This is a genomic window from Castellaniella sp. (assembly GCF_004321985.1).
Taxonomy (GTDB): domain Bacteria; phylum Pseudomonadota; class Gammaproteobacteria; order Burkholderiales; family Burkholderiaceae_B; genus Castellaniella.
Map to the genome: position 1 here is coordinate 25,024 of NZ_SCQN01000043.1, position 17,760 is coordinate 42,783.

The 17,760-nt window shown below is 62.0% G+C and carries 19 protein-coding genes; 3 read left to right on the top strand and 16 right to left on the bottom strand.

Annotated elements, in window-relative coordinates; genetic code table 11:
* Nucleotides 1–10 precede the first annotated feature (10 nt).
* From EPN31_RS09690 to EPN31_RS09755, 14 genes are all read right to left on the bottom strand, one after another.
* A complete protein-coding gene (locus EPN31_RS09690) occupies nucleotides 11–703 on the bottom strand; it encodes a hypothetical protein (protein ID WP_291772568.1) in 693 nt (230 codons plus the stop codon).
* The gene (locus EPN31_RS09695; RefSeq protein WP_291772570.1) at nucleotides 700–1,197 is read right to left on the bottom strand and encodes a TadE/TadG family type IV pilus assembly protein; all 498 of its coding nucleotides are present in this window, start codon (nucleotides 1,195–1,197) and stop codon (nucleotides 700–702) included. The genes EPN31_RS09690 and EPN31_RS09695 overlap by 4 nt, the downstream gene beginning before the upstream one ends.
* Entirely contained in the window at nucleotides 1,194–2,039 is an 846-nt protein-coding gene (locus EPN31_RS09700) for a tetratricopeptide repeat protein (RefSeq protein ID WP_291772572.1), read from the bottom strand. The genes EPN31_RS09695 and EPN31_RS09700 overlap by 4 nt, the downstream gene beginning before the upstream one ends.
* Before the next feature lie 22 nt (nucleotides 2,040–2,061).
* On the bottom strand, nucleotides 2,062–3,036 hold the full coding sequence (locus tag EPN31_RS09705) for a type II secretion system F family protein (RefSeq protein ID WP_291772573.1): 975 nt from the start codon (nucleotides 3,034–3,036) through the stop codon (nucleotides 2,062–2,064).
* Nucleotides 3,037–3,044: 8 nt separating this feature from the next.
* Complete coding sequence (locus tag EPN31_RS09710; protein WP_291772576.1) at nucleotides 3,045–4,025, bottom strand: type II secretion system F family protein; 981 nt, start codon at nucleotides 4,023–4,025, stop codon at nucleotides 3,045–3,047.
* A gap of 19 nt (nucleotides 4,026–4,044) precedes the next feature.
* Nucleotides 4,045–5,547, bottom strand: a complete 1,503-nt coding sequence (locus EPN31_RS09715) for a CpaF family protein (RefSeq protein ID WP_291772578.1) — start codon at nucleotides 5,545–5,547, stop codon at nucleotides 4,045–4,047.
* A complete protein-coding gene (locus EPN31_RS09720) occupies nucleotides 5,544–6,782 on the bottom strand; it encodes an AAA family ATPase (RefSeq protein ID WP_291772580.1) in 1,239 nt (412 codons plus the stop codon). Before EPN31_RS09720 ends, EPN31_RS09715 begins: the two co-directional genes overlap by 4 nt.
* A gap of 25 nt (nucleotides 6,783–6,807) precedes the next feature.
* Nucleotides 6,808–7,209 (bottom strand): CpaD family pilus assembly lipoprotein, encoded by a 402-nt coding sequence (locus EPN31_RS09725; protein WP_291772582.1) that lies wholly within the window; start codon nucleotides 7,207–7,209, stop codon nucleotides 6,808–6,810.
* 24 nt (nucleotides 7,210–7,233) lie between these two features.
* Nucleotides 7,234–8,652: a type II and III secretion system protein family protein gene (locus EPN31_RS09730; RefSeq protein ID WP_291772585.1), complete on the bottom strand. Its 1,419-nt coding sequence runs from the start codon at nucleotides 8,650–8,652 to the stop codon at nucleotides 7,234–7,236.
* Nucleotides 8,653–8,686: 34 nt separating this feature from the next.
* The gene (cpaB, locus tag EPN31_RS09735; RefSeq protein ID WP_291772587.1) at nucleotides 8,687–9,589 is read right to left on the bottom strand and encodes a Flp pilus assembly protein CpaB; all 903 of its coding nucleotides are present in this window, start codon (nucleotides 9,587–9,589) and stop codon (nucleotides 8,687–8,689) included.
* Nucleotides 9,590–9,669: 80 nt separating this feature from the next.
* Entirely contained in the window at nucleotides 9,670–10,128 is a 459-nt protein-coding gene (locus EPN31_RS09740) for a prepilin peptidase (RefSeq protein ID WP_291772590.1), read from the bottom strand.
* Between the two features lie 61 nt (nucleotides 10,129–10,189).
* Nucleotides 10,190–10,387: a Flp family type IVb pilin gene (locus EPN31_RS09745; protein ID WP_291772594.1), complete on the bottom strand. Its 198-nt coding sequence runs from the start codon at nucleotides 10,385–10,387 to the stop codon at nucleotides 10,190–10,192.
* A gap of 127 nt (nucleotides 10,388–10,514) precedes the next feature.
* Nucleotides 10,515–10,712, bottom strand: coding sequence for a Flp family type IVb pilin (locus EPN31_RS09750; protein WP_291772596.1), 198 nt, complete (start codon nucleotides 10,710–10,712; stop codon nucleotides 10,515–10,517).
* A 249-nt stretch (nucleotides 10,713–10,961) separates the two neighbouring features.
* Complete coding sequence (locus EPN31_RS09755; protein ID WP_291772599.1) at nucleotides 10,962–11,159, bottom strand: Flp family type IVb pilin; 198 nt, start codon at nucleotides 11,157–11,159, stop codon at nucleotides 10,962–10,964.
* Nucleotides 11,160–11,471: 312 nt separating this feature from the next.
* Here EPN31_RS09755 and EPN31_RS09760 point away from each other — a divergent pair, with 312 nt between their 5' ends.
* The 3 genes from EPN31_RS09760 to EPN31_RS09770 are packed head-to-tail and all read left to right on the top strand — an operon-like array spanning nucleotide 11,472 to nucleotide 14,640.
* Nucleotides 11,472–12,698, top strand: a complete 1,227-nt coding sequence (locus EPN31_RS09760; RefSeq protein WP_291772602.1) for a glycosyltransferase family 87 protein — start codon at nucleotides 11,472–11,474, stop codon at nucleotides 12,696–12,698.
* Nucleotides 12,695–14,230 carry an NAD(P)/FAD-dependent oxidoreductase gene (locus EPN31_RS09765; RefSeq protein ID WP_291772605.1) on the top strand — a complete coding sequence of 512 codons (1,536 nt, stop codon included), beginning with the start codon at nucleotides 12,695–12,697 and terminating at the stop codon, nucleotides 14,228–14,230. Before EPN31_RS09760 ends, EPN31_RS09765 begins: the two co-directional genes overlap by 4 nt.
* A complete protein-coding gene (locus EPN31_RS09770) occupies nucleotides 14,230–14,640 on the top strand; it encodes a GtrA family protein (protein ID WP_291772608.1) in 411 nt (136 codons plus the stop codon). The genes EPN31_RS09765 and EPN31_RS09770 overlap by 1 nt, the downstream gene beginning before the upstream one ends.
* A 33-nt stretch (nucleotides 14,641–14,673) precedes the next feature.
* On the opposite strand, the gene EPN31_RS09775 is transcribed toward EPN31_RS09770, so the two are convergent.
* Nucleotides 14,674–16,575: a hypothetical protein gene (locus EPN31_RS09775; protein WP_291772612.1), complete on the bottom strand. Its 1,902-nt coding sequence runs from the start codon at nucleotides 16,573–16,575 to the stop codon at nucleotides 14,674–14,676.
* 198 nt (nucleotides 16,576–16,773) lie between these two features.
* The coding region (locus tag EPN31_RS09780) for a hypothetical protein (protein WP_291772615.1) at nucleotides 16,774–17,760 on the bottom strand (987 nt) is incomplete at its 5' end.

Here is a 17,760-nt window from a genome sequence, read left to right on the forward strand (position 1 = left end):
GCTCCTGAATTCAGCTCCCGCAAATCGAATTGGCGGGGGCGGGGTTCGCCGGATTGATCAGCCGGCACAGATCGGCGTAGCGCGGGCGGATCAGTGCCCGGCTGTATTGCTGCGGGTTGAAGAACAGCTTGAAGAAGGCGCCGCTGAAGGCAAATGGCTGGTATTTGTAGAATACTTCCACCACGATTACGGTGTCAGCAGTCTGCAGGTTCCTGCTGATGATGGAAGTAGGCAGGGTGGCGGCGGAAATCTGGCTGGTGGGGGTGGCCGCGCTGGCACCCTGGTAGACGATCTTCGTCCAGCCGTGGTTGGGCGATGAAATGTTCGTCCAGGCGCTCGGGGGGCCGCCGTTGAACGGGGTATTGGTCGCGTACACGCTGATGATGACGGCTGCGTTCTTCGGGGCCAGCGGCATCAACAACGTCGGGACCAGCACGCCGTAGGTGCAGATGTGGTCCGGAGACGTGCAGTTGCTGTCGTCGGTCAGGCTGGTCTGGATGGAGATGCTGTTGGCCAGGGTGAAGGCCACACGGTCCATGACGGCCATGACCCGGGTGTACAGGTACATCTCGACCCCACCGATGATGATGAAGACCATCAGCGGCAGTACGATCACGGCTTCCAGCGCGGCCACGCCGCGCCGTGCGCGGCGGCGCCGGGCGCTCGCCCGGACCTGGGCGGATTCAGTGGCTGGGGCGTTCATAGTTCGTTTTGGACCAGTATGGACCGTGAGGTCCGCAGGAGGCGGCTGCCGCCCGTCACCCACCCGATGAAGCCGGTGAAGCCCGGCCGTTCCACGCTGAAGGTGTAGATCGCCATGTCGCCGGGGTTGCCGCTGCCGCTGGTGCTGCTGCACTGGCTGGTGGTGGACGGCGGCGCGTCGCCTGCGTGGTAGACCGTGACGTTGAATTCAAGGTCGCTGCTGCTCACCCAGCCAGGTAGGTTCGCGATCATCATGTTCTTCAGCTGTGCGCAGCTTGGCCGCACCACGTTGCCGGTAGAATCCGTGATGCCGATGCGGCCGGCCCGCGTCACGTTGTTGGCGGCTGATTCCAGGCTGGCGTCTGCAAACAGGATGAAGGTGATTTCGATGGACACGAAGATCACCCCGAACAGCAATGGCATGAGCAGGGCGTATTCCAGCGCGGTGGCGCCTCGCCGGTTGCGCCGCAAGCGGTGCAGCCATCGGCGGATCATTTTTTGGCCCCGCTCGGGTTGGCTGCCTTGGCCGGTGTCTGCTTCATGGCCAGTTTTTGGCGCACGTAGTGATAGAACTCCAGATTGTCCTGCGCCACGCTTTGTGGCAGGTTGGCCGTGAGAATGCTTTCCGCGGCGTCATCCTTGCCCAGCAGGCCATAGGCCAACGCCAGGTTGGCGCGCTCCTGGGGCAGATCACCCACAAGGCCCGTATTGCCCAGCAGCACGTTGATGGCTTCACGCGGGTTGCCATTGAGCGCCAGCGACAGCCCCAGATTCGCGCGCAGCGCGGCATTGTCGGGGTGCTTGTCCAGCCCGCGGCGATAGATCGCCTGGGCCTCCGACGGCTGGCCGCGCAGGTCCAGCGTGGCGCCCAGGCCGGCCAGGGCCGAGGGGTCGTCCGGCGTCTTCTTCAGGACGGCCTGATAGTCGGCGGCCGCGTCATCGAGCTTGCGCCGTCGCACGGCGATACGGGCGAGCCCCATGCGAGCGTCCGACGATTCGGGAAAACGCTTCAGCATCTCATCGTAGGTCTTGCGCGAGGCTTCCAGTTCGCCAGCCAGGTACTGCGTGGTGCCCAGGCCCCGCCAGCCCTCCGGTGCGTTGGGCTGGTCCTTGGTCATACGGGTGAAGACGTTGCTGGCCACCGCCAGGTCGCCGCTTTGCAGCGCACTGTTGGCGATACGCAGGTCGCTGTCCTTGATCGAGGACTGATCCTGCTCGCTGAGCAGCGGCCGGACTTCCGCCGTCTGGGTGCGGTGGGTCGCGCAGCCGGCCAGCAGAACGGCTGGCAGCACGATGCCGGCCAGAATGTGAACGGGGCGCGAAGGGATGAGATTCATGATGGTGTCCTCGGGCTGCGGGTCAAAGCACGCCCTTCAGAAGCCTGCTCAGGTTCAGAACGGCGGGGCCCACGGCGATGATGATGATGGTGGGCAGGATAAATACCATCATCGGGAAGGTGATCTTCACAGCGAGCTTCGCCGCCTGTTCCTCCAGGCGCATCATGCGTGCGGTGCGCTCGGACTTGGCCAGCACGCGCAGGGCTTGGGCGATGGAGGTCCCGAACTGCAGGGCGTTGGTCAGCGTGCTCACCATGCTGCGGATGGCTGACAGGTTGGTGCGCTCGGCCAGATTCTGCAGCACCTGCGCCACGTCGCCGCTGACCTGCATTTCGCTGGCGGTCAGGGTGAGCTCGTCGGACAGCTCGGGCGCGGTATCGGACATCTCGGATGCGACGCGGTGCAGTGCCATGCCCATGCTCAGCCCGGCGTTGGTGCAGATGACCAGCAAGTCCAGCGCATCCGGCAGGCTGTCCTGGATGGCGGTGCGGCGCTTGGCCGCGATCCGGTCCAGAAACAGCCGCGGCAGCAGAGTTCCCAGGTAGAGGGCGAGCAGGCTGACGACGGGCTTCAGCACCACCGGCTGATTTTCCAGGTAAGGCCATGCGAATACGGTTGCGGCTACGGCGAGCCCGCCTCCGCAGAGGATGGCGAATGCCGAAACGATCAGGGGTGCTTTCATGCTGCGGATGCCCGAGCGGACGAGCTTGAGGTGCACCTCTTTCTGCTGCGCTGGGCTGAAGATCGGCACGGCGGAGCCCACGTGGTACAGCATGGCCGTCAGGCGACCGCGCCAGCTGCGTGGGGCCTGTGATCTGCCGGTCAGGCTGCCGGGCAACGATTCCTTGCGGCCGATCTCGGCTTGCAGGCGCGCAGCCAGCAGGGCTCGCTGGTTGCTGCGCGCGTACAGATAGAGCAAGGCGCCCGCCACACCCAGTATCATGCCCAGTAGGTTGAGCCACTGCCCCAGAGTCAGGCTGCGAAGGATGTCGTCCATGTCGGGCCTCAGACCTTCATGTTGGCGATCTTGCGGATCATCAGCAGGCCGATGGCCAGCATCCCCGCCGCGATCCACAGCAGCAGCCGGCCGATGCTGGTGGTGAACATGATCTTCATGTTGTCCGGGTTGAGCGCGTAGGTGACGCCGAACAGGATGAAGGGCATGACGCTCATGGCCAGGCTGGACAGGCGGCCCTCGGCCGTGAGCGCCCGCGTCTTGGATCGCAGATCGCGCCGTGCGCGGATGATGGTGCTCAGGTTCTCCAGCGCCTCAGACAGCGGCCCACCGGTCTCGCGCTGCAGCAGCAGGCAGACCGAAAAGAACGAGAAATCCGGCAGGCTCACCCGGACCGCCGCGTCGTCCAGCACGTCCTGCAGGTCGTTGCCCAGCAGCAGGCTGTCGCCCATGCGGCGAAACTCCAGGCCCAGGGGCTCGGGGTATTGTTCACCGACGGTGCGCAGAGCGTGGTTGGCCGGGACACCCGCCTGGCTGGCGCGCACGATGAAGTCCAGCGCATCGGGCAGTTGTTCCAGGAACTTCTTCTGGAAGCGTGTTTCCATCCGGTGGTATGCAAACATCACCGCCAGCACCGGCATGGCCAGCATGATGGGCAGGCGCAGCCACAGCGGGTCGGGCAGGGCACCCGTCAGCAGCCCGGCTACCGCCAATACGGCGGCAACCAGACCGGCGATGATCAGGATCTGCGGACCGTGGCCGCTGCCGATGGCCTCCAGCCGGTTCAGATGGTAGCCCAGGGTCCCCATGGCCTGGCGGCGCAGCAGGCGGCGCGCATTGACCCGCGCGCGTTCGTGATCCGCCCGCAGGCGGTCGCGCTCGCCGCGGCCGCCCGACAGCGCGTTGCGCAGCCGCACGCGCAGGCGGCTGCTGGGGCGCTGTTCCAGCGCCTGTAACAGGGTCAGCACAAACATCCCCGCCAGCACAAAGGCCAGAAAGGCAACCAGCGCGACCTTGTTTTCGAGGCTCATGGGATCTCCGTGCCGGGCGTCAGGGGCGCATGGCCTCCATCAGCGCGGCTTCCATGCCGTAGTAGCGGGCACGGTCGGTGAAGACCGGCCGCATGCCGGTGCTCTCGTGCGTGCCGCTCACGTCGTCGCGCTGGACGGCGGTGTTGTAGGCAAAGTGGAACAGGTCCTGGGTGATGATGACGTCGCCTTCGGTACCCGCGATCTCTGTGATGTGGGTGATCTTGCGGGTGCCGTCGCGCAGGCGCCCGACCTGCACGATCAGGTTGACGGCCGCGGCGATCTGGTGGCGGATGGAGAACAGCGGCAGATTGCCGTTGGCCATCATCACCATGCTCTCCAGGCGGGTGATGGCATCGCGCGGGCTGTTGGCATGCAGCGTGGTCATGCTGCCGTCGTGGCCAGTGTTCATGGCCTGCAGCACGTCGAAGGCCTCGGCCCCCCGCGTCTCGCCCAGGATGATGCGGTCCGGCCGCATGCGCAGCGCATTGCGCATCAGGTCGCCCTGGTTGATGGCGCCGGTGCCCTCAATGCTGGGCGGACGCGTTTCGAGCCGTACGACGTGTGGCTGCTGCAGCTGCAATTCGGCGGCGTCTTCGATGGTGACGATGCGGTCGGTTTCGGAGATATAGCGCGACAGGGCGTTCAGCATCGTGGTCTTGCCCGAGCCGGTTCCACCTGCGACGATGATGTTCAGGCGGCAGGCCGCCGCGATTTCCAGTACCCTCATCATCGCGGGCGTCAGCGTGCCACGCGCCACCAGACGGGGCAGGGTGAATTCCTTGCGCGAAAACTTGCGGATGGAGATCGACGCGCCATCGATCGCCAGCGGCGGGATGATGACGTTGACGCGGCTACCATCCTGCAGGCGCGCGTCCACCATGGGGCTGCTTTCATCGACGCGCCGGCCCACGGACGAGGCGATGCGCTGCGCGACACTGACCACGTGGGCGTTGTCGCGGAACTTCACGTCCGTCAGTTCGAGCTTGCCGAAGCGTTCCACGAAGACCTGATCGGGGCCGTTGACCATGATGTCGTCGACCGTCTCGTCCTGCAGCAGGGGCTCGATGGGGCCCACGCCGAACATGTCGTTCAGGATCTCCTGCACCATCACGCGCTGTTCGGTCTGGGTGATCGGCAGATCGCCGCCGCGGATCACCTCGCCGGCGATCGCTTCCACGTCGACCCGGACCTGCTCCACCGGGCGTGTGAGCGCGCTGGCGATGTCCAGGGAGGCGAATACGGCCTGGCGGATGGTGCTGTAATTCTCGGAACGGATGACGTTTTCGGGCCGCACGCTGCGGCGCCTGTCGCCGACGGTAGCGGTGGCTGGACCGTGTTTGGGCGGATGCCGCGACGAGAGGGGCGACTTGGGAACTGCTGGAACTGCTGGCTGCGCCGGCACGGTCGACGCCGGCAGCGGTTCGGCTGCCGGCATGGTCGCAGCCCTGGCTGCCGCCCCCGCAGGAGGTTCCTCTGTGGTGGCCACGCCGGGGTCGTCAAGCAGTTTGCGCCCGAACATCATGAACGTGCTCCACGCAGGCGCGCAAACAGGCCGCCGGACGCACGGCCCGCGCGCAGCGCGCGCCGGCTCGATACGAGCCCGTCGCCTGTCAGCAGGCCTGCCAGCGCCTTCACACCCCGGCCGAACTCGCTGCGAGAGGGCAGCGGATCGCCCAGATTCTCGGCCATGAGCGGGGCCTGGCCATCGAACGGGATGCTGACCGCCACAGGCCATTCCAGGGCTGCGGTAAAGTCGCGGGTGTGGACGGCCCCCCGCGCCGCTGTGCGCGACTGGTTCAGCACGATGTGTGTCGTGGGTGGCCGCAGGCGCCCCTGGATGTGATGCATCAGACGCGTGAGCGTGCGTGCCGAATGCACACTCTGGTCCGTGACCACGCAGACCAGCGTCGCGTTGGCGAAGGCTTCGGCGGCCAGTGCCCCGCCGCCGGAGGGCATGTCCAGGATGATGTAGTGGAAATGCTGGCCCAGCACATTCAGCAGGTCAGTGAGCGCCTTTTCGTCCGGCGCAAAGGCCTCGGTGTACTCCAGCTCCGCGCACAGGGTATACAGGCGGTTGTCACGCGTGTTGAGCGTGCGGTCCAGGTATTGCGGGTCCAAGTGGCCGACGTTGCTCAGCACATCGACCAGCGCATTGCCGCCCGCCAGCCCCAGCAGGTTGGCACCGTTGCCGTTGTAGGGGTTCAGGTCCAGGTAGGCCACACGGCGGCGCCCACCTTCGTTGGCCAGTTCGCGCGCCAGATGGGCCGCGACGGACGTCACACCCACGCCGCCCCGCGTCCCGGTGACTGCGATCACACGGCCATTGCGGACCTGGCGAACCGCATCTGCGGTGTCGGTCCCATCACCCAGCGCGCGGCGCAAAAGCTCCGCACTGATCGGCGTGACGATGTAGTCCTGCACACCGCGCTGCAACAGGCTGCGGTACAGACCCACGTCGTTGCGGTCGCCGATCACGTAGACCTGGACTGAAGGCTCGCAGACATTGGCCAGCCCATCCAGTTCGTCCAGCACGTTCGTGATGCCAGAGATGTCCACCAGCAGTCGCTGCGGCGAGCGGACCCCGGATTTGTGCAGCCAGTGGATGGCCGTGCGGATGGTGCCGCGTTCGACCACTGTGCTTCCCAGGACGGTTGTCTTGAGAAAGCGCGTCAGCTCGCTTTCGCTGGCGGCGTCGTTGACGAAACCCATGAAGCTCACGTTCTGGGTGTCGTCTCGGGTTTTGCTGGGGGCGATCATGCCGTGTTCCTGTGTGTCGGGCCGATCAGTTTCCGCCCGTCTTGCTGGTAGACGTAGTCTTGTTCAGCGGAATGATTTTGTCCAGCCGGTAGCGGGTTACAGCGCTGCCTGCGGTGTCGGCGTGCTGGCCGATGTAGGGATGGGTTGGCGTCACCAGGTCCTGTGGATTGGCCACCTGGGCGGCCAGGTTCGTGAGCGTAGCGCAGCCGAAGGCGATACCCGGCCGTGGATCCGTCACGGTGGAATATTCCGACGGCTGCATCAGGGTACTGCAGTCTGGTGGCACAGCAATGTATTTGCCGTCCGAGCCGCGGGTCACGTTGATGGCGCTAGTGTCCGGAAATTGGGACATGTCCCGGTGCGGGAAGCAGCCTGTTAGGGACAGCGTGGCGCTGATCACGCAGAACAGGGTGGAGAAGGTTTTCATGATGCTGTCCTCCGGATCCATCAATCAGTATGCGAAGCCTGCTGCGCCGGTGAGGCGGGGAACCGAATTCGTCAGCGGGTCCAGGCCGATCTTCCGGTGCAGGATGTATTCAATGTCGGTCGCCGGACGCATGCTGTCCAGTGGCGTCATCACGGAGCCAGGCTTGGCCGGACGCACCAGATAGGGGGTCACGATGACGACCAGCTCGCTCTTGTTATTCTGGTAGCTCCTGGACGAGAACAACTTGCCCAGAATCGGAATGCTGCCCAGCCCAGGTATCCGCGTCAGCACGTCTTGCATGTTGTTTTGCAGCAAGCCGCCGATGACGAAGCTTTCGCCGCTGGCCATTTCGACCGTGGTCTCCACGCGGCGTACGCTCAGCCCCGGGATCTGCAGACCGACCGACGAACCGTTGCTGGTGGTTCCGCTGTTGAGTATGACTGAATTGGCGCTGTCGATCTGGCTGACTTCAGGGCGCACCTTCAGGCTGATGCGATCGTCGGACAGCACGGTCGGGGTGAAGTCCAGCGACACGCCAAAGGGCTTGAATTCCACCGACATGGTGCCCTGCTGCTGTGAGATGGGTACCGGGAATTCGCCGCCTGCCAGGAAGCTGGCGGTCTGGCCCGAGACGGCTGACAGATTGGGCTCGGCCAGCACGCTGATGAGGCCTTCCTGGTCCAGCGCGTCGATGATGCCGTTGATGTTCCAGACGCTGCTGGTTCGGTTGAAGCCCAGCGAGCTGGTCGGCAGCGCGGCCAGCGACGCATTGCTCAGGAAGCTGATGCCGCTGCTGCCGGGCCCGCCGGTTCCCTTGGCCCACAGGACGTTCCAGTTCACCCCCAGCGCCTGGGCGACGTTGCGTTGGACTTCGGCAATGCGCACGCGCAATTGCACCTGGGTGGGCGCGGTGATGGCCAGCCGATTGATGAGCTGATCCTTGTCGCCCAGGAATGGCCGGATGGTGTTGGCAACGGCCTCGGCCGTCTGGGAATCCGGGACGTCGCCGTCCACCAGTAGCGACCCTGGGGCAGACGACATGGTCAGTCGCAGCTTGGGAAAGCGCGCCCGCAGCACCGACTGGATTTCACTCAGGTTATGGGTGACCACGATACGCTGGCGCAGCAGTGGCTTGCCGTCGCTGTCCAGGGCATACAGCGTGGTGCTGCCGGTACGCTTGCCGATGACCAGCAGTGTGGTCGGAGATGGAACCTGCACGTCGGCGATCGAGGGATCCGCCAGCGAAACGGTGCTGACCTTGCCCTGCTGCACGGTCAGCAGCTTGCCCTCGCCGATGGCCAGGTCCAGCGCATGGGCAGGCTGCGCCAGCATCCAGAGGCCGCCGGTCAACAGCAGCAGCGCCGCCATTCGCAACCAGCGGTGGGATGTAGGGCGGATCGCCGTGGTCGCTGCGATCGGGTGCGTGCAGGTCAGTATCGTCATGGACTGCCAGAGCTCCGGGTGATTCTCGTTCGACTTAGAAGGTCAGTTCTTGCTTTTCGGGACCACGCAACAGCGTGATGTTTCGCTTGGGGGCGATGCCGGAAGAGGGGGGTGGTGGAGGCGGGCCGTTCTCGGCGCCGGCCAATGCGCGCGACACGTCGCCGCCCCACGTCGGGCGGGTATCGCTGGCGTCCGGTGATTGGGCTACCACGATGGCGCCACCAGTGGAGGGCTCGTTGCGGTCGGTGGTAGCAAAACTGCGCAGCGCCAGGGACAGCGTCCCCAGATGGGAGGCGACGGTCACGGCTTCGGCCACCTGCGGATTGACTTCCACGGTGATGGTGCGCGCGCGGTTCACCGCACCATTGGGATTCTCGCTCGTGTTGGCTTCGCGCGGCGGGCTGAAGGTCGATCCCACCGCGATGACGCGGACGTTTTCAACCACAGTTTCGCTGACAGTGGCCCGGCGGTTGTCCCGCTGAACGCTCTGGGTCAGGATCATGTCCACATGATCGCCCGGCTGGATCAGCCCGGCATTCCCGGAGACGTCATCGATGGCGACCGACACTGCCCGCATTCCCGGCGCCAGGGCCGCCGCCAGAAAGCCGGGGGCATCGGGCTGGATGACGTTGCCGGTCAGCAGCGTGGCACCGGCGGCCAGCGGGTTACGCAGCATGGCACCCGCGAGCTTGGCCGCGTTGGGCGTACCCTGGAGGATGGCGCCTTGTGGGACGGCTTTCGGCCGCATCGCTTTCCAGCCGAGGTCGCTGTCGCGCAGCAGCAGGCCAGCTGGCAGATCAGCCGAAGCCACGCGGACCTGCACGTCGGGGCTGGGTGGCGGGGCCGGTTCTTCGCGCGCCACGAAGAGCGCACGTGCTGCCATGGCCAGGATGCCGGCGGCCAACAGGATCAGGGAAAAACGCAGTACTGCGGACATGTGACGAGCGCTCCCGAAATTAAAAGCCACCAAATACTACGACGCCGATACGAACGACAAAGCATCCTGCGCCTGCCTCATCAGGAAGTCAGATAGCCTGGCATGACGAACAGGCCACCGACCGCCAGGGCCACCCCGTAGGGAACCCCGCGCTGCACCCGAAGCGCACGTCGCATCCGGCGGCGCCAGCCGCGTGCAAAGATGCGCCGCAGACAGCGGGCATTGAACAGAAGACCCATCAGCGCCACGATCAGTCCCGAAACACTGATGACGAGCAAAACATTTGCTACATTTGCGCTGCCGGCCCAGGCCAGCACCGCCGTACCCAGCTTGACGTCGCCGCCGCCCATGGCATGAACGGCAAATAGCGCCAGCAATACCAGAAAACCCACCACCGCCACCAGACCGTGCTGCAGCCACTGCGATCCGGATGCGCCCGAAGTCAGCAGCGCCACTGGGCACAGGCCTGCATACCAGACGATCAGGCGGTTGCGCAGGCGCCGATGTCGCAGATCGCCGAGCGCCAGACGCAGCAGCAAGGCTGCCGCGCCTGCCAGCACCAGCCCGGTGATGATGGCGATGGCCGGATCCAGTTCCAGGTTAGCTGCCGCAGGATTGAGGGCTGTTAATACAAGCCTGAATTGCGGAGCCGGTTGAAGTGAAGGCGCTGGTGATGACGTTTCGCAGGATGGCGCCACCGACAGTGACGGCAGCCACCACGACGACGGCCAGGATCACGTATTCCAGGGCTGTCACACCACGCTCGTCGCGCTTGAGGGCTTGAAGCAGTTTACGCATGAGGTACTCCTTGACGCAGGGAGCTGCAAGGCTTGGCTGTCGCGAGCATCACGCAGGCGCCAAGCGATTGGTCAGAGAAAGCCCTGTAGGTGTCCAATTGAATTCCAGCGGTCGTGAACTTTCCGAATCAGCTGCCGCAGGTTTTGGGACTGTTGATGCAGGCCTGAATCGCCGAGCCGGTCGAAGTGAAGGCACTGGTGATGACGTTTCGCAGGACGGCACCGCCGACGGTGACGGCAGCCACCACGACGACGGCCAGGATCACGTATTCCAGGGCCGTCACACCGCGCTCGTCGCGCTTGAGGGCTTGAAGCAGTTTACGCATGAGATACTCCTTGACGGAGGGAGTTGCAAGACTTGGCTGCCGCGAGTATCACGCAGGCGCCAAGCGATCAGTCACAGAAAGCCCCGTAGGGTATCCAATTGTATTCCAGCGGCCATGCATTTTCCGAATCGTTACATGGAGCCCGCATATTCGACATTCAGGCAGGGTTTCTGTTTCTAAAACGCGACACAGGTGGAAGATTGCCTGCTCCTGCAGGTCTTCCGGACGCCGGTTCTGGGCCAGGTTAGGTTAGCTGCCGCAGGTCTTGGGGCTGTTGACGCAGGCCTGAATTGCCGAGCCGGTCGAAGTGAAGGCGCTGGTGATGACGTTTCGCAGGATGGAGCCGCCGACGGTGACGGCAGCCACCACGACGACAGCCAGGATCACATATTCCAGGGCCGTCACGCCGCGATCGTCGCGCTTGAGGGCTTGAAGCAGTTTACGCATGAGGTACTCCTTGTCGCAGGAAATTGCATGACTTGGCTATCGGGAGGACCACGAGGGCGCCAAGGGATAACTTGCAGAAAACCCTGTGGAGTGTCCGATTCTATCTCATGCATCATGTACTTTTTTAATTACCCGATCAAACCTGAAAAATTTACATTCTGATAAGATTTACGTCTCAAAAATACGACACTCGTAGAACGTCTGAATGAACCTGCAGGATCTGTCAGAATGTAATTCCTTGAAGCAGACACGGCCAGGAAGCGTTCTGATGGGTATGCAGCCGGTGGCAATCTCTTCGCGACGGCGGTTTCGATGAAGAGTCATTGGCTCGATCGGAGTCGGCTGCTGGTGTACCCGGGCGCGGCGGCGCTGATTTTCGTTTGCTGGGTTGCTTATGCCTTTCTGGGTAGCACCGGGGGTATGGATCCAGCGGGTAACCCGCTCGGGTACGATTTCGTGCAGTTCTGGTCAGTTTCGAAGATCGGCCTGCACGACCCGGCGGTCCTGGCCTATCACGGGCCCCATCTGCTGGCGGTCGAGAAAGCCGTGGCGCCTGCGCTGAATGGGGTGCTGCCGTGGCGCTATCCGCCCATGTTCTATCTAGTGGTACTGCCCTTTTCGCTGATTCCGCTGCAGGTGGGCTGGATCATTTTTTCGCTGGGGACGCTGGGTTTGTATGGGTGGGTGTTCTGGCGGGCTGTGGATGCCGCCCGTCCAGAGGTGCCGCAGATTCCGATGCCGCGGGTGCTGCTGGTGCTGGCGGCGTTCGGACCACTCTGGTTCAATCTGCTGAACGGGCAGACCGGGTTCCTGACCGCCGCGCTCGCGGCTGGCGCCTTGCTGTGCCTGGAGCGGCGCCCGGTCCTCGCGGGGGTGCTGATTGGCTTGCTCTGCATCAAGCCGCATCTGGCCGTACTGTTTCCGCTGTGTCTCATCGCCATCGGCGCGTGGCGCACGTTTCTTTGGGCAGCAGTGACGGTGGTCGTGTTCACGCTACTCAGTGCGATGGTTCTGGGTGCGGATACGCTGGTGGCCTTTCTGCAGGGCCTGCGTGAGGCCAGTCAGCTGCTGGACGCCGGTCAGGCGCCGCTAGCGAAGATGCCCAGTGTTTTCGTCAGTTTGCGTCTGTTGCACGTGCCTCTGGCTACGGCCTACGCCGTGCATGGTGCCGTTGCGCTGCTCGCGACTGGGGTGGTGTGGCGCGTCTGGCGCCGTTGTCGGGATGCCCGGTTGCGCAACGCGGCGTTGATGGCCGGGAGCTTTTTCATCAGCCCCTATGTGTTCGATTACGACATGGTGTGGCTGGCGTTCCCAGTCGCGTGGCTGTGCCTGTATTGCATCGAGACGGGGTGGCGCCGTTTCGAGCGGGAACTATTGGTGCTGTTCTGGGCCGACACGCTGCTCATCGCAGTGGTGGCCAAGCATATGGTCACACATACGGTGCCGTTGGCCCTGGGCTTGCTATTGTGGATGATCTACCGGCGGGCCACTGAAAAGTCGCCGTTGCCGAGCCTTACATCGGAGGACCACTGTTCATGACGAAAATTGTACTGATTGCCGGCGCCGGTCCCGCCGGCTTGACGGCCGCGCTGGAACTGCTGCGCCGCTCCGATTGCATCCCCATTGTGTTCGAGTCGCTGGACGATGTAGGTGGCATTTCCCGAACCATCAATCATCACGGCAACCGCATGGACATTGGTGGGCACCGATTCTTTTCCAAGTCGGACTGGGTCATGCAGTGGTGGCGGGACATGATGCCAGTGGCACCTGGCAAGACGGCTGACGGCCTGAGCCTCATCCCCGAGGCGGATCGCCACCTGCTGGTGCGCCCCAGGCTTTCGCGCATCTATTTCCTGCGCAAATTCTTTTCGTACCCCGTGTCGTTGTCGGCACAGACCTTGCGCAACCTGGGCGTGGTGCGGCTCCTGCGCATCGGGTTTTCGTATGCGTGGGCCTGCCTGTTCAAGCGCAAGCCGGAGCGCAATCTGGAAGACTTCTTCGTCAACCGGTTTGGCAAGGCGTTGTATGCCACGTTCTTTCGCGACTACACGGAAAAGGTCTGGGGTCGGCCGTGCAGCGACATCAGTCCTGAATGGGGCGCGCAGCGTATCAAGGGGTTGTCCATCCTGAGCGCGCTGCGGCATGCGGCAGGAAAACTGCTTTCCAGAGAAGGTCACGATCTGGCCCAGAAGCGCACCAACACCAGCCTGATTGAGCGCTTTCTGTATCCCAAGTATGGCCCAGGCCAGATGTGGCACATCGTGGCCGACGAGGTGCGCGCGCGTGGCGGGCAGATTCATCTGGGTCATAAGGTGACAGCCGTGCAGCATGCGGATGGACGCGTCGTCAGCGTGACCACGAAGGACAGCGAGGGCCATACCAGGACGTGGGAGGGGGATCACTTCATCTCCACCATGCCGATCAGCGAACTGGTTGCCATGCTGCATCCTGCACCGCCTGCGGAAGTGCAGGTGGTGGGAAGCGGCCTGTGCTATCGGGATTTCATCACCCTGGGTCTGCTGGTGAAGAAATTGAAGCCGACTGCGCAGGGCCGGGGCCCGATGAATCTGGTGCCCGATACCTGGATCTACATTCAGGAGCCGGATGTGAAAATCGGCCGGTTGCAGATCTTCAACAACTGGAGCCCGTCGCTGGTGACGACGCCGGATGCCATCTGGATGGGGCTTGAGTATTTCTGCCAGGAAGGCGATGAGTTGTGGAGCATGAGTGAGGCTGAATTCTTTCACTTCGCCGTGTCGGAGCTGGAGAAAATCGACCTGATCGACGCTGCGGATGTAGTGGACCATCATCTGGTCCACGTGCCCAAGGCGTATCCGGCCTATTTCGGCAGCTATGACCAGTTTTCGGTCATTCGCGAATACACCGACACCATTGCCAACCTATACCTGGTGGGGCGCAATGGCATGCATCGGTATAACAACCAGGATCATTCCATGCTCACGGCAAAGCTGGCGGTGGATGACATCATCGCCGGCAATGTGTCCAAGCGCGAGATTTGGGAAATTAACGTAGATGATGAGTACCACGAAGAAAAGCGGAGTACTTCGTAATGCAGGGCCTGCGCCGTGAGTTCGTGCGCTATTTTGCGGTCAGCCTGCTGGCGCTGGTGGTGGACACGGCGCTGCTGCTCTATCTGGCCCGCGTGGTGCACTGGAACGACATCGTGGCGGCCACCATTAGTTTTCTCGTTGGCTCCGTCGTGCACTATCTGCTGGCGATCCGACTGGTGTTCACCCATCGCAGGTTTGGCCATCGCGCCACGGCCGAAGGTGTGCTCTACGTCGTCATCGGTATGATCGGCCTGATCGTGAACGATGCCGTCATCTATGCCGGCGTCAATTGGCTGCAGGCGCCGCTGCTGATGGCGAAAATGGCGGCCGCCGGTGGCTCGTTCATGGTGGGGTATGTGGGGCGGAAGGTTTTTCTGTTTGGTGCGGACGTTCGCAGGGCAGTTGAGTGAGTTTCGGTAGTGGTGGGAACGCGGTTGACGTCTTTAGCGCAGGGCTGAGCAATCGTAGCGGTAGAAGGTGGAGATCTTCACGGTCTTTGGCTGTATGGGGCCGTTGCCTCGCTGTTCGTATTCGGTGATCTCCTGGTAGGTTGGGGCGGTCCATGAACGGTTCGGCAATCCAGGGACTGGGTGATTAAGAATAATGGTGTCCAGGTCGCGGAGCGATTGGCAGGCTGCGGCAATCTGGGCTGGCGATTTGGGGACATTTGCTCTGATGCCGGCCTTTGGCCGACACAACATCTCGGAGAAATCCTGGGTGTTCAGAGATTGCAGGGCTGTCTTTCGTCTCGACCAGTCCAATGCCGTGGAACGGAAGAACATGGATTCCGTTCCTTGCACACAACTGAAGTAACTGGGTTTTCTGGCTCTGAACCACAGCACTTCCGTGCCGTTGAAACCTTCCCAGTAGGTGTCGCCAGAGTTGTCCAGGAATTGTGTCAGCCCCCCGTCCGATCCTGATCCGTAGACGTATCGGTGCCATTCGGTTTGCTGGTTTATCAGAAGCAGGCTGACTGCGAGGACACCCACGGCGCTAGTGATCATCCAGCCGCCTGGTCGTTGCCGGATGCATCGTGCGGCACCGAGAACCGCCGCAGTGGCTAACGTCAGGATGAGCAAGTGGCGGCCGAGGTGTCGATCCAATGTGACTTGAACGTAGAGCGAGTAGAGGTCGAGCGCGATGGCAAACGCGATCAAAATCAGAATCGTGATGGTGATGAGAAATCGCGCCTTGTCGTGCCGCAGCTTCTTGTGCAAGAACCACGAGAGGCACAGGATGACGATGAAGGGCTCAGTAGTGCTAAGTGTGGACAGAAAGTTGGGTAGAAAGCTGAATATCGCGGCTATGACGATCGGTACACGTTCCGTTTTGCCTGTGCGTAGCAGTAGCAGAAGGAGGGCCGCGTTGGCGGCCAGATGGGCGATCCACAGCGCGCGCCAGAGCTGAAGATTCATGATCAGCACGTTGTGGGCGACGTCGGCGCCAAGAAATGACACTGTGCAGCTCAGGAACGTGACGATTAGGATCGTAGTCACATACCTTCGCTCCTGGTTGCTTGCCACGGTGAGGAAGGTTCCAAGAACGATGAAGACCGTTGCCAGTCGCGCCTGATCGGCGAGCCCCCAGGTGCTGATCAGCGCGAAATTGTTCCTCGTGCTGGTCACGCGAAACCAGTCAGCCGTATAGAATTGTGTTGCCCTGGAAAATGGATCGATCCCCAGCCCGGCACCTGCGATGCCGATAATCAGCACCGCACCGAAAATGATCCAGATCCGACGGTCTCGGCGAAGCGCCTCGAATGCGATGATGCTAATGCCCGGTAACGCGATCAAGGGATGGATGACAAATGCGAGGATGCCCGTAATGGACGTCATCGCGTATTTCCGGCGCGCCGCCAGCGCCAGGCTGCCCATGACAGCAGCCTCGGAGAACAGCCGGGGGGTTATGAAAGGTTCTGCGTAACGGAAGATGCCAAGACCGCCATATTCCGCGCTAAGCACGATCGCAGCGCCAATTGCGGCGAGCCGTTCGACGGGATCCTTCAGCAGGGTGCAGGTCAGGAAGCCCAGCCCCGCCAGCCACAGAGCATCGCCAACCAGGGTGGCCAGCAGATTGGCCTGGGCAATCCCCAGCGCCGCGAGCAGCCATTTGTAGCCATTCGAGAAGAGGGAGAAGCTATCCTGAGAGCCATATCGGAAAAACAGATCATCGCGCCATCGTGAAGGGTCCAGCGCGTGCAGGCTTTGGAGCAGGTAGAGCCGACCGTCGTGGATGACCCCCAGGTATGGGTGTGTGAGGACCCACAGGGCCAGCAGGAAGGTGGCTGCGATCAGGATCTTGGGGCTGATGGTGTGATGTGCCGTGGATCGTTGGCTTATCGTCATATGCGTGTGCGTATTGGTCGTGTCGGATGCAAGCCGCTCGGCCTCGACCTCGACGATTTTGAGGGGATCATCTTGTTGCTCTGTACCACTTGGTAACGAGCACGACAAAGTATTTGTCTCCGAATCCTAATGCTGTGTCGCAGCAGCTTGGTTGATCCCTGTGGCTTCCAATCAGAATGTGAGAGAGCCAATTCACTTTTACGGTGATTCGCGCAAAGTAGCACAGTCATAACGGTAAAAAGCGGAAATTTTCACGAGCTTTTTTTTTATCGCGTTTCCAGTCTTTTTGGATTCCATAACTTCCTGATAGGTCGGGGCTGTCCAGGTCCGATTTGGCAATTCTGGCACGGGGTGATTGAGAACAATTGTGTCCAGATCGGGGAGGGACTGGCAGACAGCCTCAACTTCAACTTTGGAATTAGTGCCGCTGAATATCGAGGTACACGATTCATCGGAAAAGCCGACAGTATGCAACAATTGCAGGGCAGATTTCCGTCTCGACCATTCCGCGGCAACTGCTTGGAAAAATACGGATTCCGCAGCCTGCATGCAGCTGAAGTAGCTTGGCTTCCTCTCCTTGAACCACAAGAGTTCTGTGCCGTTTTCGCCTTCCCAGAAAGTAGTTCCAGCGTTAGCTAGAAATTGGTTCAGAGTGATGTCTTGACTTGACCCGTAGACGTATCGATTCCAAGAGGACCGCTGATCGGCCACCAGCATACTGGACGCAAGTATACCGACGGAAACGACGATTATCAGCTTGTTTTGTGGGTGCCGGACATACCAGATCAGGCCAAAGGCCGCTGCCGTTAGGAGAGCCAGATCGAGTACGTGTCGGACGATGTAGCGATCTAAGGTGAGTTGTAGGTAGAGAGAATAGACGGCCAAGGCGAGCACGAAAGCCATTGGAATTAGAATCGCGGATGCAGCCAGGAGCCTGATTCGATTGTTGCGAAAATTTCTGTGCAGGTACCAGAGCAGGCAAAGGAGGACGACAAACGGGGCTGTCATATCAAGTGAAAGCAGCAGGCCCGGCAAAAGACTGAATACAACTGCAATGGCGAGTGGCATGCGCCTTGCCTTATCGACACGTATAAGCAATAGAAGGATGGCGGCATTAGATGCTAAATTGGTGACCCACAGTACTCGCCAGAGCTGAAGATTCGTGATCAACACGTTGTGAATGAT

Bases quoted from the DNA above. Each gene is read 5' to 3' on its own strand.
- EPN31_RS09690 (WP_291772568.1), bottom strand. From the start codon at position 703: ATGAACGCCCCAGCCACTGAATCCGCCCAGGTCCGGGCGAGCGCCCGG.
- EPN31_RS09695 (WP_291772570.1), bottom strand. From the start codon at position 1,197: ATGATCCGCCGATGGCTGCACCGCTTGCGGCGCAACCGGCGAGGCGCC.
- EPN31_RS09700 (WP_291772572.1), bottom strand. From the start codon at position 2,039: ATGAATCTCATCCCTTCGCGCCCCGTTCACATTCTGGCCGGCATCGTG.
- EPN31_RS09705 (WP_291772573.1), bottom strand. From the start codon at position 3,036: ATGGACGACATCCTTCGCAGCCTGACTCTGGGGCAGTGGCTCAACCTA.
- EPN31_RS09710 (WP_291772576.1), bottom strand. From the start codon at position 4,025: ATGAGCCTCGAAAACAAGGTCGCGCTGGTTGCCTTTCTGGCCTTTGTG.
- EPN31_RS09715 (WP_291772578.1), bottom strand. From the start codon at position 5,547: ATGATGTTCGGGCGCAAACTGCTTGACGACCCCGGCGTGGCCACCACA.
- EPN31_RS09720 (WP_291772580.1), bottom strand. From the start codon at position 6,782: ATGATCGCCCCCAGCAAAACCCGAGACGACACCCAGAACGTGAGCTTC.
- EPN31_RS09725 (WP_291772582.1), bottom strand. From the start codon at position 7,209: ATGAAAACCTTCTCCACCCTGTTCTGCGTGATCAGCGCCACGCTGTCC.
- EPN31_RS09730 (WP_291772585.1), bottom strand. From the start codon at position 8,652: ATGACGATACTGACCTGCACGCACCCGATCGCAGCGACCACGGCGATC.
- cpaB (WP_291772587.1), bottom strand. From the start codon at position 9,589: ATGTCCGCAGTACTGCGTTTTTCCCTGATCCTGTTGGCCGCCGGCATC.
- EPN31_RS09745 (WP_291772594.1), bottom strand. From the start codon at position 10,387: ATGCGTAAACTGCTTCAAGCCCTCAAGCGCGACGAGCGTGGTGTGACA.
- EPN31_RS09750 (WP_291772596.1), bottom strand. From the start codon at position 10,712: ATGCGTAAACTGCTTCAAGCCCTCAAGCGCGACGAGCGCGGTGTGACG.
- EPN31_RS09755 (WP_291772599.1), bottom strand. From the start codon at position 11,159: ATGCGTAAACTGCTTCAAGCCCTCAAGCGCGACGATCGCGGCGTGACG.
- EPN31_RS09760 (WP_291772602.1), top strand. From the start codon at position 11,472: ATGAAGAGTCATTGGCTCGATCGGAGTCGGCTGCTGGTGTACCCGGGC.
- EPN31_RS09765 (WP_291772605.1), top strand. From the start codon at position 12,695: ATGACGAAAATTGTACTGATTGCCGGCGCCGGTCCCGCCGGCTTGACG.
- EPN31_RS09770 (WP_291772608.1), top strand. From the start codon at position 14,230: ATGCAGGGCCTGCGCCGTGAGTTCGTGCGCTATTTTGCGGTCAGCCTG.
- EPN31_RS09775 (WP_291772612.1), bottom strand. From the start codon at position 16,575: ATGACGATAAGCCAACGATCCACGGCACATCACACCATCAGCCCCAAG.